Raw genomic sequence first — 17,482 nt, 5'->3', positions numbered from 1 at the left:
AGAATCGTTATATAGAAAACATCCAAAAACATTGGATGCTTTATCTGATGATTCTCCCAGGGTTAATTTATTACATTATCTTTAAGTATATCCCGTTACTTGGAAGTGTGATTGCCTTTCAGGATTATCAAATTTTAAATGGGATAATGAACAGCCCTTGGGTAGGTTTGGAGAATTTCTATCATCTATTAAATTATCAAGATTTTCATGAAGTATTAAGGAATACTGCATTAATTGCCTTGTATCAATTGATTTTTCAATTTCCGGCACCAATCATCTTTGCTTTATTGTTTAATGAAATAAGGCTAATGATTGCCAAGAAAACGATTCAAAGTTTGTTTTACCTTCCGCATTTCTTATCTTGGGTTATAGTCGGTGGGATTGTATTTGAATTATTGTCTACAGAAGGGGTTATTAATGCCTTCCGAGAAATACTGGGGTATGAACCGATCTTATTTATGCAAGAAAAAGAGTATTTTCGAACTATTGTTGTTTTTTCGGGGATTTGGAAAGAGGTTGGTTGGGGAACAATCATTTATTTAGCTGCCATTACAGCGATTAACCCATCATTGTATGAGGCTGCAGTAATTGATGGAGCAAATCGTTGGAAACAAACGATCCATATTACATTGCCACTATTATTCCCAACTATATTAATCCTTTTCTTACTGAACATCGGGAACTTCTTGGAGTTAGGTTTTGACCAAATTTTCAACTTGTTAACTCCGATGACTTATTCTGTTGGAGATATTATTGAAACATATGTGTATAGAGCAGGTATTCTCCAAGGGCAATATAGCTTAACAACTGCGATCGGATTATTTCAATCTGTTATAGGGTTTGCGCTGTTATGGATTTTTAATCGGCTCGCAAGAAAAACAGGACAGGGGTTGTGGTAATGCGAATGTCAATTGGGGAAAGATGTTTTCAAGTATTTAACTACTCGTTTTTGATCATAGCAGCTGCAACTATGATTGCACCATTACTGCAATTATTAGCCGTCTCCTTTAGTTCACCAGTAGCCGCAGATGCAAAAAAGGTATTTTTATTGCCAGTTGATTTTACAGTAGACACGTGGGTGCATATTTTGCAAAATGATGTACTTTGGAGATCATTTTTTGTTACCGTTTTCATTACTGTGGTAGGTACATTTTTGAGTATGTTATTCTCTGTTTTAACAGCGTTCCCGTTATCTAGAAAAGACTTTCTACTACGTAAACCAATTATGTTTGCGATTGTTATTACAATGATATTTAATGCGCCGATGATTCCGTTTTTCCTAACTGTAAGAGAAGTAGGCTTAATGGACTCGGTTTGGGCACTGATTATTCCTGGGTTAATTAGCACATTCAACATGGTTATTATCCGTACCTTTTTTATGGGAATACCGAGTGATTTGGATGATGCTGCCAAAATTGATGGATGTAATGAATTCGGCCTCTTGTTTCGTATTTATTTACCATTATCGAAACCAGTGTTAGCAACGATTGGCTTGTTTTATGCAGTTGGTCTTTGGAACACATTTAAAACAGCGGTGCTTTTTGTGCGAAATCCAGATTTATGGCCATTACAAATGCGCCTACGTTCCTTTTTCGTATCAGAAGAACAATTATCGACGGTTGATTTGCTTGTTGGGGATTATGACTTTAATACGACAACATTGAAGGCAGCAACAATCATCTTTGCGACAATTCCAATCGTAATTGTTTATCCATATTTACAAAAATATTTTGTAAAAGGTGCAGTGCTAGGATCACTGAAAGAGTAAGACATCGAAATGTTATAAATGGCATAAAAGCCATTTAAATAAATGAAAAAAGGGAGGATTTTAGTTATGAAAAAGTCGTACTTGTTACTTATCCTATTGATTATGTCGATGCTCGTAATCGCTGTTGCATGTGATGATAATAAAACTGACGGAAACAATGATTCCAATTCTGAGAGTAATCAAACAGAAGGAAATGAAGAAGAGTCTGATGAGCCTGTAGTTGTAAAAGTATTTAAAAGTCATCTTGGAAAAGGAACGATTCCAGAAAGTGACGATCCGCATGTGCAGAAAGTTATGGAAGCTACTGGGATAGAATATCAATTAATTACTACACCCCCAGGATCTGATCCAGCAGAATATATTAACTTAATAATGGCGGAACAAGATTTACCAGATATCCTACGACCTATTGGTGGGGTTGAACAAACACTAATTTCACAAGGAGGAGCACTTGCACTAGATGAATTGCTTCCTAAATATGCACCACATGTATGGGAGCAAATTCCAGAAGAAGCATGGAAAATCGTTCGTACCGCATCAGATGATGGGAAAATTTACTATGTACCTAAAGTATTTATGATTCCTGAACGTTCACCACTATTGCGTAAAGATTGGTTGGACAATATAGGAATGGATATGCCTGAAACAACTGAAGAATATAAGGAAATGTTAGTTGCTTTTCGTGACGAAGATCCGAATGGAAATGGAGTACAGGACGAATTACCGACGTCCGGTAGAGAATTTGGAAGATGGATGGACCACCTATTTGCGATGTTTGGTGTAGCGATGTGGGAAGGCTACCCAGAGTGGGATATATATAACGGAGATATTAACTATGCAGGAACAACAGAGAATATGAAAGCTTCAATAGAATTTATTCGTGAGCTATATCAAGAAGGTTTACTAGACAATGAGACATTCTTAAATAAAGGAGATGTTTGGGCAGCAAAAATTGATAATGGTTTAGTAGGAAGCTGGTATCATCTACCTGCAAACTTAAATGATAATTTAATTATCATGCGAGAGCATTCACCTGATGTAGAAATTAGTGGAATGTCATTACCAAAAGCAGATGGGTTTGATGGTTATATTACCCAAAAGAGTATGGGTGAGCCAGAATGGATGATCCCAAAAACTGCTGAAGAGAATGCAATTAATGCACTGAAGCTGCTTGATTTCTACTATGACCCTGCCAATTCAGAGTTCATTCAGTATGGAATTGAAGATGTGCAGCATGAAGTAGTCAATGGAGAAAAACAGTTAATTCCTGCAACAGATGAAACACCAATTGCGTTAGGTATGTTGAACTTTACAACACAGGAAACAATGGACTTACGAATTGAAAATTCTTTCGAAGATGAAGATCAACAAATGATCAAAGATATCTTTAAGACTGCTACAAAAGATTCGCGACGGATTGCGGGTGATGGGATGCCTATTTCTGTGTATGAAGGCTATCCAGACATACAGTCCCATAAGTTGTTCCAAGAGTATATGACAAATATCGTTATTGGTGAATGGGAACTGGAGCGGTTTGATGAATTCGTCGAACGCTGGAAGGAAGCTGGTGGTGACGAAATAACAAAACGAGCACAAGAATGGTATGCACAAACAGAGTAGTAATTAGAGATTGACTATTATCAAGCACTCTTCTAATCATGTAAGAGGAGTGCTTGTGCCCATGATAGATGACGAGGTAGATAACAATATTTTTAAATAGATATAATCTAGTTGGACTTGAATAGAATAGTATGAAAACTATTAAATAAGGGGGAACCATATGATTCATATCTTTGAAAAATGGTTCAGACGTACGTTGTCCAATACGCAAACCCGTCTAGTACTTATTCTAATGTTATCTATCTGTGTTATTATCCTGATCGTCGGTCTTACATCTTACAATACTTCCAGGAATGTATTGCAAAAAGAATTAAATGCACCGCAACAACAGATGTTACAAATTAGTATGAATCATATCGATCAATACTTGAAGGAATCAGATAAAGTGGCAATTAAATTATCATTGAACAGTTATGTTAGTGAGTTTTTGACAAATGATAACCAAATTTCGCACCGGAATATTTCTCAATTATATCAAAATTTAGAAACCCTAATAAAAAATACAGCTTATATACATAGTATTTATATTTATTCAACTGATCAAAAAAGTATTGTAGGTTTGCCTCAAGGATTTAGTTCAGATCTCACTAATTTCAATGATTCCAAATGGGTTAGTGTCGTCGATGATTTTGTTGAGGATGAAATGGTGCTCGTAAAACAAAGATTTGTCCCTAATGGTCTGAAATATGAGGAATCAAATGTTACATTATTTCGAAAAGTAATGATTCAAGGTGAAATGAAGGGTGTCATTGCAATCAATCTAAAACATGAAGATTTATTTGCCAATTTAATCCCAACAGATGGTTTTAATTCAGATAGTATGCGCTTTATTGTTGATCAAAGTAATAATCTATTATATGTAACAAAAAACAATAGCTTTGATTCAGAAACGTTAGACTATGTAATGTCGAATGTAAATGAGGGGAAGTTAGATGAAATTAAATATCAAGAAAACATATTGCTGACTAACCAATTACAATCATCGTTTACTGGGTGGGAATATGTGTCTGTCGTTTCACAAGATAGCATACTGGCAAAAGCAAAAACGATTCGTAATGTTGTTTTTTCTATGTCTTTACTAGCCTTATTTGTAGGTATCATTGTTATTATTTATATTCATACTGTTGAATTACGACCGATACGTCGGATTAAACAACTATTTTCGATGGATGAGGAACAGATGTATCACCGTGATCTAGTCCACTTGGAACGATTGGTGTCTGATTTAGTCAGTGACAATAAACAACTTTCTCGTGTAATTCAAAAAGTAAGACAAGAGGCGATAACGAAATTTTTTTATGATATATACAAAGACAAATTGAAAGATGGTAACGAATTACAAGATAAGTGGCAGATGTATTTTGGAAAATGGACAGAAGATCCCATGATTATTGTAATGATTTCGATGGATAATTTTTATAAATGGAAGGATCGGTTTTCTAGACAGTACCAATCTGTCATTAAGTTTGCGATATCCAATGTTATGACAGAGGTATTAAGTGCACATTGGCGTACAGTATGTGTCGATGTGGAGCAAGACACAATGGTCATTATGTTACAACATAGGGAAGGAAAAGTAGAGTTAAAAAACCATTTAAGAATAGCTCTTTCAAATATTTATGAAGTTCTTGGTTTTACAGTAACTGTTGGTGTTAGCAACCCTAGAAGTGGTGTGGAAGGAATTATACCATCGATAAAAGAAGCAACTATTGCCCTTGATGAACGATTGTACAAAGGATATGGAAAGGTCATCTCCTATAAAGATGTTTCGAGGAGTGATACACAATCAACTTCTATCAATCCAATTGAAACCGAACAGTTAATGGAATTTATTCGTGTGGGTGATACACAAGAGTCGATACAAAGGTTGCATCGTATTTTTGCAATGATCGAACAAAATCATTCAGACCCTCGCACCGTTTATTTATTTTTAGAAACACTAGGGGAACGTCTAATGCATCGTAATGCTAACCGTCAACAAGTGGTTACATTTGTGAATCAGTTAAAAACGATGGAGTTAAAGGAAATTTTAATGTTGTTTATCGAAAAAGTTACAGATAGGACAGAACAAATACAACAATTAAGTCAGTCGAAACAGCATATCTTATGTCAGAAAATGATTGATTACATGAATGCGCATTTAGGAGATACAATTGGAATTCCTGAATGCGCGGATTCAATCGGGGTAAGTGTTAGTTTGGCAAGTCAATGGTTTAAAGAGGAAACAAACGAGACGATCTATAGTTATTTAACAAAATTGAGGATGGAAAAAGCAGCGCAGCTCTTAGTTGAAACAGATGAGAAAATATCAACTATTGCTTTTAAAGTAGGTTATCAACATGAAAACAGTTTTATTCGAGGGTTTAGAAAGAATAAGCACATGACACCAGGAAAATATCGGGAAATGCTAAAAAAACAGGCGAATATAGATTAAAAGTGTGGTGTTAACGATGGCATAACTTTGAACCAATCGTGACTTTTATTTGATGAAAACACTATTACATCCTTTCCCATGTTTTTAATAACGAAAAAGGAGAATTCGATGGATAGAAAAAAGATTGTTACAAAACACAATCCAATAGTGACAAAAGTAGATCCAGTGGCTCCACTCTCGATTGGTAATGGTGAATTCGGATTTAGTCTTGATGTGACAGGACTACAGACCTTTCCAGAAGCATATGAATCACCACTTGGAACACAATCAAATTGGGGTTGGCATTATACGCACGGAAAAGACGTATATTCAGACAATGATATTGTATATCAAAAATTTGATACCTACGGAAGAACTGTCGGTTATCCAATGAAACCTGAGGGGAAAGATGAAGCTTATCATTGGTTACGTCAAAACCCACATAGGCTACAACTCGGTCGTGTTTCCTTTCAATTTTTAACAAAGGATGGACGAGAGGTAAAAGTTGATGAGTTGACGAAGATTGAGCAAAGACTAGACTTGTGGAAGGGAATTATTGACAGTAGGTTCGTTGTCGATGGAGTGGGCGTCCGTGTGAAAACGGCCTGTCATCCAAATCAAGATTCGATTGCAGTTTCTGTTTGGTCACCACTGATTTCGGAAAATCGGTTACGTGTTTTTCAGTTATTTCCTAGTCCAGATATTACACATGATAGTTGGTCCAAGGCGATTCACCCCAATTGGAATCAAGATGCTCGTCATGAGACGGATATTGTTAATAAATCAAGTCAACATGTGCTATTGAAACGAGTGATGGATGAGGACTGTTATTATGTACGCTGGGATTGGACGGCAGGACAATTGGTGCAAACAAAGAAGCATCAATTTACGTTACAGCCTTCGGACGATTCAAAAGAGCTTCACTTTACTGTATCCTACAAGCCTGATGCACCTTCTCAAGTAGAGGTGACTGAAGTGTTTAATGCGAGTGAACTTCATTGGCAGTCCTTCTGGGAGGGTGGGGCATTTGTGTCCTTTGAGGGAAGTACTGATGAACGAGCTTTCGAGTTAGAGCGAAGAGTGATTTTATCCCAATATTTAACTGCGATTCACAGTGGTGGTTCGATTCCACCACAAGAAACAGGTTTTATGTACAACAGTTGGTTTGGTAAGCATCATTTAGAAATGCATTGGTGGCATGCCGCCCATTTTCCACTTTGGGGTCGTGCTGAATTATTAGAAAAGAGCATGGGATGGTATCTTGATATTTTACCACTTGCACAGGAATTAGCGGACTCACAAGGGTATGCAGGTGCACGGTGGCCCAAAATGGTTGGCTTTGATGGGAAACAAAGTCCGTCTCCTGTTGCACCAGGCCTTATTTGGCAACAGCCACACCCAGTCGCTTTGGCAGAATTGTTGTATCAAGCAAATTCTACAAGACAAACATTGCAAAACTATCAAACTATTGTATTTGATTCCGCTGATTTTATGGTAGATTTTGCACATTGGGATGAGGCGAGCAAATCATTTGTACTTGGGTCACCATTAATTCCAGCACAAGAATGCCATGATATGACAGAAAGTAAAAATCCACCATACGAATTGGAGTATTGGAAATATGCACTAGAAATAGCGATAGAATGGGCGAATCGCCTTGGAGTTTCTGCAAATCCTATTTGGAAAAAAGTAGCCAGTCATTTAGCTAAACCAACACATCTCGATGGCGTCTATTTGGCACATGAAAATTGCCATAACACATTTACCGAAAAAAACCATGACCACCCGTCAATGTTAGCGGCCTACGGTGTTTTATCAGGAACATTGATTGATCCAACGATTATGAAAAATACATTGGAAAAAGTGAAACATGAATGGCAATGGGAGACGGCATGGGGATGGGATTTCCCAGTCTGTGCCATGACAGCTACTCGTTTAGGTGAACCAGAACTAGCCGTTGATTTTTTAATGATGGAAGCAACGAAAAATACGTACTTAGTCAACGGCCATAACTATCAACGCCCAGGATTAACCGCCTACTTACCTGGCAATGGGGGCTTACTGACCGCCATAGCCATGATGATAAGTGGATGGGCAGTGGGAAATGTGGCTAGTACTCGTATTACAGCACAAAGTCAAGGATATGAAAACGAGGCTCGTTCTTCAGGCCAAGCTAATCCATGTCCTGGATTTCCTAAAGACGGCACATGGTCTGTTCAGGCAGAAGGATTGCAACCATGGCTTTAAACATGGGAATCGGAACGGTTTTTTTTGCACTGTAAAATTACTTGGAAAGGCTTCCCTAGCATGTTTTGCGGGTCACAGAAAAGCGAAAAAGCAAAAGTATGACTCGCAAGAGGTTGAGATGGATTAAGTATATGAGAAATGTACTCTGAGTTAAAAAATCAAAGGGGGATGTTACAAATAATGGGTAAAGGTAAAGTGTGGTTACCAGAGTGGAAACAGTATAAGGACAGGATTACAGGTGTTTCAATCACACAACTTACCGATTATACAGGCCATAGTCATCACCTATATTTTACTGAAAACGGCTGGTATGATAACGATAACAAACTACTGTTTTGTTCGGATAGGGAGAACAAAACCAATTTGTTTAGTATCGATATTCAATCAGGTGAAATTGTGCAATTGACTGATCATGATACAACCTATGGCAATCTGTCCACTTGTTTAGATACAACTGGCAAGAAGGCCTATTTCCGCAGAAGGAATCAACTGATTGAGATTGATTTAGAGAACTTAAACGAACGCTTAATCTATGAAGGTCCAGCTGATCTGGTCGGCGGTAATATTAACTGTACTACGGATGGTAAATCAATCATTACTTGTGTGCATGAAGATTTTTCCAGTAAATTTACGATAGATTTGAAGAATGGTTATGTTGGTCATCGCAAATTAATGGAATCAAAACCGAAGTCTCAAATCATGGAAATAGATATCGAAAAAGGCAAAGAAAGAGTAGTACACGAGGAAGAGAATTTTATTACCCATATCAATACATCTCCGAAGCATAGTCACTTAATCACTTTTTGCCATGAAGGACCCTGGCAATTGGTTGATCATCGAATTTGGGGTCTAAACTTAAAATCGGGTGAAGCTTGGAAAATACGTGAACGGAAACGAGATCACGAGATGGTTGGACATGAATATTGGTATCCCGATGGGGAGCATATTGGTTATCATGGGTTTAGACAAAAAAATGGAACAGGATTTTTTGGTAAAATTCGTTACGATAATACCGCAATGGAAGAGGTAGAGTTTGACTTTATCAACTGGCATGCCCACTCTTTTGGTTTCGATAAAGTGGTTGTCGATGGTAGAGCACCACTTCATAATTTGATTGTGTGGCAGAAAGAGAATGGAGTATTTTCTAAGCCGAAAATACTATGTGAACATAGGTGTAGTTTTCATGTGCAAAAGGTTCATGCACATCCACGATTCACACCATCAGGAGATAAGCTGTTGTTTACGAGTGACCGTAATGGCTATGGGAATATATATTTAGTCGATTTACCAACTGTCTTTGAACAATTACCAGATTATTAGAGACAAAGGAACCAGCAATCGCTTGTGCAGTGTATTGTGACTCTTTAGGGTATGATGTGAGCATCATTTTGGGTAACTAATATTGTTGTCCACCTTTAAAAGGAGGCTCTAGCCACTCTTGTACTTAATTAATGTATAATCTGTGTGCTGAAGAATACTCGATGCGTGAACATTTTTAAGAATTAAGTATAAGCGGCAAGGCCTTTTATATAATCTCATTGTTGGGATAGACAACTGGCTTCACCAAAGGCTTATAGTAGGCCAGGTTTTCTTAGGTTGCAAACTGACATGCACGGATGTTAAAAATATACTCGTGCTTGTCAAAGTGTTTGTACACGGTGACAGGAATCGTGATTGGATAAGGCTCAGATATTGAACAAGATACATTAGCAAGTGTAAAAATTTGTGAAGATGGAACAATTAATGCGAAAATTGAACTAGCCCAAAGCGATGTTATTAGTCCTAAGGATTTAGCAGTAACCAGATATAGTCAATTATCTGATGAATTATTATACCGTGATGATTGGGAAACCTTGACGATAGAGTTTGTTGGAGTTAGAAAAATCATTATGAACATATCAGAAAAGGAAACTAATGAGTTCGGAGATTATTTTCCAACATTGGAAATTGAAAAAATTTAGAATAACTAAAGCACCCTCTTGGGGGTGTCCTTTTTATTATATCTGCGTAACTTAATGGGTAAGTAGACTTCACCAATATACATATAGGATATGTAGGTTTACTGCCCTCCCAATGTTCAGAGCAAATAATAAGAAATAACCTATTTTGTAACCATAATCAAATGTTAAAGTGTCAGGCACGAGACAAGGACAATTGTCTAGTGCCTGACACTTTTTTAAAATCACCCTCTATTTGAAGGAGTTACCTTACGAGATATGAAGCCATACAAATATAACCGCATCATATCATCCGTGAGATCACGTAGCTGCTCAGGGGTGAATAATAAATCATCAGAGTCGTTAGGTCATAACGGATAAAACCGTTTTGCTTCCCGAGCTTCCTTATTTCCATGTGATACGTGTTATAAGTTGTTTTTTTAACGGCAGCAAGGTCATCCTGGATAGATGCGATAGCTGTATCTAATTAACTAGATATACAATCCTAGCGACAGGTCCTCGATTTTCAAAGAAAGCATAATCTTGTTTTAATACTTTGAGTACCATTGGTAAGAAAGTAGACAGGAGAACCGTGCCTGTGTCATGGGTGCTGACAGGCACTATTTACGACGCAAAAAATGAATGTATAAAATATCCATCTAGAACAAGAATAACCATGTAAATTAAGTTTGAAAGGGAGAGAATGATGGATAATGTATTGCTTGCTCGAATGCTGTTTGGGTCTTCCCTGATCTTCCATATTATTTTTGCAACATTAGGGGTGGGCCTTACGCTAATGATTCTCATTGCTGAAATATTGAGGGTGATTAGAAAAGACAATGATTATGGAATCCTTGCAAGGAGATGGACAAAAGCTGTTGCTATTTTACTTGGTGTGGCCATTCCATCTGGCACGATTGTAGCTGTCATGCTTGCATTATTATGGCCAGGTTTTATTGAGGTCGTAGGACAAGTCATTGCTTTACCTTTTACGTTAGAAATATTTGCATTCTTTATTGAGGCTTTATTCCTTTCGATTTATGTGTATGCTGCTAGTCGATTAAGTTCTACGATGCGGATCATCAGTGTTTTTTTCGTCGCACTTGGAGCTACAGCATCTGCTGTATTAATTACCAACGTACAGGCATGGATGAATACACCAACTGGATTTAATGTTGTGAATGGAGAAATTACAGATGTTCGTCCGTGGGAAGCGGTCTTGAATCCAGCCTTTGGATATACGGCTGTGCACGTAGCAAGCAGCGCATATATGGCAACTGCGTTTGTTGTTGCTTCTGTTGCAGCTTATCAATTATTAAAACCCAATTTGAAAGCAAGTGAAAGAACGTATCATAGAAAAGGGCTAATGATTGCGCTTGTTTTTGGTGCCATTACATCTATTTGGACTGCAACAAATGGTCATTCATCTGCTGTAGGGTTACATGATAACGTACCAGTTAAGCTAGCAGCTGCTGAAGGGCTATTTGAAACACAGTCAAATGCTCCACTAGCAATTTTTGGTACACCTGACCCAGAAGCAAATCGGGTTGTCGGCGGTATTGAAGTACCAGGAATGCTCAGCTATCTGGCAACTGGCTCTACGGATGGGGTGGTGGTTGGACTAAATGAATTTCCACGGGACGAGTGGCCACCTCTATTTGTTCATACATTATTTAACATCATGGTCGGCATTGGGACTTTACTTATTGGGCTATCATTTGGAGCGTTAGCTTATCGTATTGTTTTTAAAAAAAGAGAATATCCGAATTGGCTGCTAATTCCTTTAATTGGAGGGGGACCTCTTGCCATGCTCGGCATTGAAACTGGTTGGATTTTTGCCTGCATTGGAAGACAACCTTGGACAATTTATGGCATACAACGGACTGCAGAGGCTGCAACCAAATCAGCAAACCTCGGAACATTCTTTGTCATATTTATTACGCTATATGTTTTCTTATTAGTAATAACAGCACTAGTTATGCGTATCTATTTCCGACGCAATCCACTTATAAATGAATTTAACAGTCAAACCACATCGGTTTAGAGAGGAGGGGAATTATAATGGAAGCTTATGTTGCGATTATAATCATCTGGTTGTTTTTGCTTTTCTATGCATTAGGTGGAGCGATAGATTTTGGTGCCGGCTTTTGGTCCATGTTCTATTTTGGACGGAAAGAAACGACAGCGGCAAGCATAGCTAACTTGTACTTAACTCCTTCCTGGAAAGTAACGAATGTCTTTTTAGTTTTATTTGTTGTCGCTTTAGTCGGTTTTTTTCCGCACGCTGCTTTTACTTTAGGGTCGTTCATGATTGTTCCAGTAAGCTTTGTGCTCATTTTACTTATCATAAGAAGCGCTTTTATGGTGTATTCCTATTCGGTACAAAAGTATACGAAGCTATTTACTTACATCTCTGGAATTACCGGTCTATTAATCCCAGCACTAATGCTTAGTATTCTTCCAATCATGATTGGTGGGTTTGTCGAAGTGGTTGGTGACCGTCATTATATTCTTTATGACAGACTGCTTACTAGCCCAACACTTTATGCACACATCGGCTTTGGATTATCTGCGGAATTGTTTCTATCCTCTCTATTCCTAAGCGATTACGCTAGAGAAGCTAAATCAATGGAAACGTATAAGGTGTATAGAAGAAATGCGATCATTCTAGGTCCGATTATGATTGGTATGGCTGTTGCTGCAACCATGACACTCATACCAGAAGCGATGTGGATGGTTGAAAATATGGCAAGACAATGGCATCTATTCGCATTAAGCATCGTTGTTTTTTCTGTCGGATATAGTGCACTATGGTGGCCTTCGAGGAAAGGACGGATCGGGCAACCTCGAGTTTCTGTCCTATTTATGGTGGTTCAAATAGGCTTAGCAAGCTTTGCATATGGTTGGAGCCATATGCCTTACATTGTCTATCCAAAACTGACAATATATGATGCGTTTACCAATATTGAAATGTATTATTCACTCCTTTGGGGATATGCAATCGGTATGGCGATTCTTGTGCCATTATTCTATTGGTTTTGGCAGCTATTCCTTAAAGATAAGCGGTATCTTACAAATGAAAAAGTGGACGATGTGCGGTAACTAGGAGGACAAAAGGTGAAACAACTAAAAGATATTGCCAAAAAACATAAAAAGGATACATATTCTCTTTCGTTTACTGCGTTTGTTATTGGGGCTATGACGGTAACGCAAGCTTTATTAATTGTGTCGATTGTCATGCTCATTTTTTTGGAAGAGAAGTCGTTTTCAGCTGTTACTTCGCAATTAGCAACTCTTCTAGTTGTGTTTTCACTAAGGGGGGGTTTTTCCTATATTCATGGAAAAATTGGTATTGGAATGGCATCGAAAGCAAAAAATCATTTTCGTAAATCATTGATTACGCAATACACGAATAACCCTATTCAAACATCTATAAAAGGGCAATCAGGTAAACGCGTAACGCTTGTTACGGATGTGGTTGATGAAATTGACCCTTATTTTAGTAAATATTATCCACAAAGAATCTTATCTTCTATTGTATCACTCATGCTATTAGCAGCAGTGTTTTGGCAAAACTGGGTTTCAGGCGTCATTATGCTTGTGACGGCTCCTCTCATTCCAATTTTTATGATAATAATTGGTAAGAAAACGGAAAAAAAGGCCATCCAGCAATTGGAAAAACTCACTTCCCTTGCAGGGAAATTTCTTGATAGCTTGCAAGGGTTAATCACATTGAAGCTTTTCGGAAAAGGGAGGGAAGAAGCAGCCGCCATAAAAAAGAGTAGCATGGAGTATCGTACAGCAACAATGGATGTACTTAAATTCGCATTTCTTTCATCGCTTGTACTCGAGCTCATTTCGATGCTTGGGATTGCGTTAATTTCTTTGGAGGTTGGACTTCGTCTAGTGGTTTATCAAAACATCTCTTTTTTTGCAGCATTTTTTGTCCTGGCAATTGCTCCTGAGTTTTATAAGACGTTGAAGGATGTCGGCAGTGCCTTCCATGCAGGTAAAGGAAGTATTGCTGCTGCACAAAAAATAGTAGATGAGTTGGAGGAATCTGATCAAATCATCCAATGGGGGAACGAACAGTTGTCACAAGCAGCTGGACCTCCAAGCATCAGGCTGAACAATCTTTCTTTTACGTATGGTGAGGATCATTTTTCTTTAGAGGGTATCGATGCAGCATTCGATCCTTATAGCCAAATTGCCATTGTTGGTCCAAGTGGTTCTGGCAAAACAAGCTTACTTCACTTAATAGCTGGCATGTACTTGCCTTCAACCGGAGAAGTTTTGATTAATAATCAGTCACTTTTTAACTATGATGAAGGAGAATGGTTCGACAAGCTCATTTATATATCACAGGACCCTTACATTTTTTCAGGTACAATTAAAGACAATATCTTGATTGCCTGCCCTGGGAAAAATATCTCCCAAGAAGTGCTGACCTATGTATTAGAAAAAGCAGGGCTTACAGAGCTTATTGGACAATTAGAAGATGGCACCAATACGTTAATTGGGGAAGGTGGCAGAGGTTTATCTGGTGGGGAAAGACAGCGAATTGCACTTGCCCGTGCCTTTTTAAAAAGACCTTCGATTATATTGTTTGATGAGCCTACCGTTGGATTAGATCTATATACAGAAAGCATTTTGCAAGAATCGATAAAAGAGCTGGCTCAAAACGCGACAATCATTACTGTCGCACACCGATTACATACAATTAAACAAGCAGACTGTATTTTGTATCTTGAAAAAGGGACTTTAATAGGGAAAGGTACGCATCAAGAGCTTATTGAAAATACAAAGGATTATTTGACGATGTTAGAAGAACAGCAAGGAGGTATTGCTGGATGACGGATTTAAAATTCGTAATCAAGTTGATGTTAATCGAACGGAAAGATATGTATATTTTCGATAGTATTTGGAATACTTGCTGGAATATCCACAGTTGCCGTGTTTGCAAACAGTGGTTATATCGTATCGAAGGCAGCACTTCTTCCACCGCTTTATATACTAACTATTTTTGTAGCGTTGTTAAAATTATTCACCGTCATTCGTGCCTTTAGTAAGTATGCGGAACGCTATTACTCACACAAGGCTACGTTTACTATACTAAGTAATGTAAGGACCTTTTTCTTTACAAAACTAGAAGCCCTTGCGCCTTCACTTTTTCAAAGATTTCGCAGTGGTGACTTGTTAGCCAGGGTTGTTGGTGATGTCGAAAGCTTGCAACACTTATTTCTTCGCGTTATTTATCCACCAATTGTCATGCTCGTTGTTTTCCTTACGACGATCATTTTTACAGCACTATTTTCCTTGCCTGTTGCATTAATTCTTTTAACAGGACTAATCATAACCGGCTTTTGTATCCCCCTTATATTTGCTAGGAAACAGCGGGACATCCAATCAAATATACGACAAAATCGCGCTCAGCTATCTACGGACACAACCGAATTTTTATATGGCTTTTTAGATTTAAAGCTTTATCGGAAAGTCCCTTTTAAAGAAAAGGCACTGCGTCAAACCTCAGACGATTACATTGAAAAGCAAGAAAATAGAGGAAAGCAGGAACAATTAAGTTTTGCAGTCAATCACTGGTTTTCTCTCGTTACTTCCTGGTCTGTGCTTGCTTTAGGGTCTTACCTAGTATCTACAACTGAGCTTGATAGCGTATTTTTAGCCATGCTTGTTCTCGTCTCTTTAACGGTATTTGAGACGGCAGCTCCAATGACAGATGCACCGAGTTATTTCGAAGATTCTAGAAATGCTGCAATTCGGCTGTTTTCTATTATAGATGAAGCCCAGAACCAACAAGAACTGAAAAGCAAAAACAGATTAGTAGAGCTACAGAAAGCACCGGAAATGGAATGTAAAAATGTTGATTTTTATTTTGTAGGAGAATCTCGCCCAACTCTATCTAATGTTTCTTTACTATTACCGAGTGGTTCCAAAACTGCGATTGTTGGACCAAGTGGTTCTGGAAAATCTACATTGCTTCATCTATTACTAAAACTTTATTCGCCGTCTAGTGGAACAATTACGATACAGGGGCAACCGTTAGATAATTTAGATGAAAATCAGCTTTGGGAAAACATCTCCCCAGTTCTCCAAAGTAATCACTTCTTTTATGGTACGGTTAGAGATAACTTAAAACTTGCAGGTGAACGTTTTTCTGACAAGGAAATGAATGAAATACTATCCTGTGTAAAACTAGACCATCTATCCTTAGGTGATAAAGTTTTAGAAAAAGGGGGAAATCTTTCAGGTGGTGAACAACAGAGGCTTGCGATTGCAAGAGCTATGCTTAAAAAGGGAAACCTTTTGTTTCTTGATGAACCAACCTCGTCTGTTGATCCCATTACAGAACAGCAAGTGATGAACAGGCTATTTACACAAGCAAAAGGGAGCAGCCTTGTTCTCATCAGCCACAAACTAACTGGGTTAGAACGGATGGACCAAATCATCGTTATGGATAAGGGAAAGATTATCGAAAGTGGAACATTTCACGATTTAATGAAAAGAAAAGGTTATTTTTATCAAATGAAGAAGATAGAAAAAAGCGTTTTTTATAAATAGAATCTGTTCCATAACTGTGTTAAAAATTAAACGATTGGATCACATCGAGGTGTGTGCAATTGTGTATGTGTAATGTTTGTCACCACGCGTCTAATGTCTAGTTAGACAAGACATTAGACGGGTGATATACAGTCTAATTAACATAACTCAAGGATGTCAGGCACTACAAAAAGATATCCAATGACCTGCCACATTTTTAAAACCACCCTCTATTTGAAGGAGTTACTTCACGAGATAAGAAGCCATACAAATATAAACGCATCATATCTTCAGTGAGATCACGTAGCTGCTCAGGGGTGAATAATAAATCACCAGAGTCGTTAGGTGTTTGCCAGTCATAACGGATAAAACCGTTTTGCTTCCCAAGGTTCCGTACTTTCATGTGATACGTGTTATAGGTTGTTTTCTTAACGGCAGCAAGGTCATCTTGGACAGATGCTATAACTGTATCTAATTTATCTAGATATACAATCCTGGCGACAGATGCTCCGTTTTCAAAGAACTCATAATCTTGTTTAAATACTTTGAGTACCATTGGCAGAACAATATAGGCATGTAGAGTCGTATTCATCTGTTGATTAAGCATGGAAAACACTCGCTTTTTATTTTTTATTATAATACGAACAAACGTTCTTGTAAATGTGAAATAAATTTTAACAAAGGATGAATCGATGCAATTATTGTTGCGATTTAAATGAAAGTTAAGTATCACGGAAATTATGGAGAGTATTTTTTGATGTAGGATACGATTAATTTATGGTTAGTTAAACAGAGAATCTTGATTACGTCCACTGAAATATACCACCTCTGAGATACTCTTTACCACTAAGTCCAAAAGATTGTACCAGTAAATGACAGACGTTTTACCACGGAATAATTTTGTGCACTTAATAATGTGATCGATAGATTTACCCTAGTATT

Annotated in this window: 11 protein-coding genes; 10 read left to right on the top strand and 1 reads right to left on the bottom strand. The window is 37.8% G+C overall.

From position 1 onward, the window contains the following. Positions 1-35: 35 nt before the first annotated feature. The 10 genes from QQS35_RS19460 (at position 36) to cydC (ending at position 16,561) form a co-directional block, all read left to right on the top strand. Entirely contained in the window at positions 36-899 is an 864-nt protein-coding gene (locus tag QQS35_RS19460; protein WP_285933923.1) for an ABC transporter permease, read from the top strand. Further along, positions 899-1,768, top strand: a complete 870-nt coding sequence (locus QQS35_RS19455) for a carbohydrate ABC transporter permease (RefSeq protein ID WP_285933905.1) — start codon at positions 899-901, stop codon at positions 1,766-1,768. Before QQS35_RS19460 ends, QQS35_RS19455 begins: the two co-directional genes overlap by 1 nt. Before the next feature lie 108 nt (positions 1,769-1,876). Continuing rightward, positions 1,877-3,388, top strand: a complete 1,512-nt coding sequence (locus QQS35_RS19450) for a type 2 periplasmic-binding domain-containing protein (protein ID WP_407933996.1) — start codon at positions 1,877-1,879, stop codon at positions 3,386-3,388. Between the two features lie 160 nt (positions 3,389-3,548). Further along, positions 3,549-5,822: a helix-turn-helix domain-containing protein gene (locus tag QQS35_RS19445; protein WP_285933903.1), complete on the top strand. Its 2,274-nt coding sequence runs from the start codon at positions 3,549-3,551 to the stop codon at positions 5,820-5,822. 108 nt (positions 5,823-5,930) lie between these two features. Continuing rightward, a complete protein-coding gene (locus QQS35_RS19440) occupies positions 5,931-8,048 on the top strand; it encodes a glycoside hydrolase family 65 (protein WP_285933902.1) in 2,118 nt (705 codons plus the stop codon). A gap of 168 nt (positions 8,049-8,216) precedes the next feature. Next, a complete protein-coding gene (locus QQS35_RS19435; RefSeq protein ID WP_285933901.1) occupies positions 8,217-9,368 on the top strand; it encodes an oligogalacturonate lyase family protein in 1,152 nt (383 codons plus the stop codon). Between the two features lie 1,323 nt (positions 9,369-10,691). Beyond that, positions 10,692-12,029 (top strand): cytochrome ubiquinol oxidase subunit I, encoded by a 1,338-nt coding sequence (locus QQS35_RS19430; RefSeq protein WP_285933900.1) that lies wholly within the window; start codon positions 10,692-10,694, stop codon positions 12,027-12,029. A gap of 14 nt (positions 12,030-12,043) precedes the next feature. Then, the gene (locus QQS35_RS19425; RefSeq protein ID WP_285933922.1) at positions 12,044-13,087 is read left to right on the top strand and encodes a cytochrome d ubiquinol oxidase subunit II; all 1,044 of its coding nucleotides are present in this window, start codon (positions 12,044-12,046) and stop codon (positions 13,085-13,087) included. A 15-nt stretch (positions 13,088-13,102) separates the two neighbouring features. After that, a complete protein-coding gene (gene cydD / locus QQS35_RS19420; protein WP_285933899.1) occupies positions 13,103-14,839 on the top strand; it encodes a thiol reductant ABC exporter subunit CydD in 1,737 nt (578 codons plus the stop codon). 99 nt (positions 14,840-14,938) lie between these two features. After that, positions 14,939-16,561: a thiol reductant ABC exporter subunit CydC gene (gene cydC, locus QQS35_RS19415; protein WP_331490870.1), complete on the top strand. Its 1,623-nt coding sequence runs from the start codon at positions 14,939-14,941 to the stop codon at positions 16,559-16,561. Positions 16,562-16,757: 196 nt separating this feature from the next. Here cydC and QQS35_RS19410 read toward each other — a convergent pair whose 3' ends face one another. Further along, a complete protein-coding gene (locus QQS35_RS19410; RefSeq protein WP_285933898.1) occupies positions 16,758-17,147 on the bottom strand; it encodes a hypothetical protein in 390 nt (129 codons plus the stop codon). Positions 17,148-17,482: the final 335 nt, after the last annotated feature.

This window comes from Aquibacillus rhizosphaerae (assembly GCF_030282825.1).
Lineage (GTDB): Bacteria > Bacillota > Bacilli > Bacillales > Amphibacillaceae > Aquibacillus_C > Aquibacillus_C rhizosphaerae.
This window is presented reverse-complemented; position numbering and strand designations above follow the sequence as displayed.

What these genes read in the sequence shown, in the direction of transcription:
- QQS35_RS19410 (WP_285933898.1), bottom strand. Translation starts at nt 17,147, where the DNA reads ATGCTTAATCAACAGATGAATACGACTCTACATGCCTATATTGTTCTG.
- QQS35_RS19460 (WP_285933923.1), top strand. Translation starts at nt 36, where the DNA reads ATGCTTTATCTGATGATTCTCCCAGGGTTAATTTATTACATTATCTTT.
- QQS35_RS19455 (WP_285933905.1), top strand. Translation starts at nt 899, where the DNA reads ATGCGAATGTCAATTGGGGAAAGATGTTTTCAAGTATTTAACTACTCG.
- QQS35_RS19445 (WP_285933903.1), top strand. Translation starts at nt 3,549, where the DNA reads ATGATTCATATCTTTGAAAAATGGTTCAGACGTACGTTGTCCAATACG.
- QQS35_RS19450 (WP_407933996.1), top strand. Translation starts at nt 1,877, where the DNA reads ATGCTCGTAATCGCTGTTGCATGTGATGATAATAAAACTGACGGAAAC.
- QQS35_RS19430 (WP_285933900.1), top strand. Translation starts at nt 10,692, where the DNA reads ATGGATAATGTATTGCTTGCTCGAATGCTGTTTGGGTCTTCCCTGATC.
- QQS35_RS19435 (WP_285933901.1), top strand. Translation starts at nt 8,217, where the DNA reads ATGTTACAAATAATGGGTAAAGGTAAAGTGTGGTTACCAGAGTGGAAA.
- QQS35_RS19440 (WP_285933902.1), top strand. Translation starts at nt 5,931, where the DNA reads ATGGATAGAAAAAAGATTGTTACAAAACACAATCCAATAGTGACAAAA.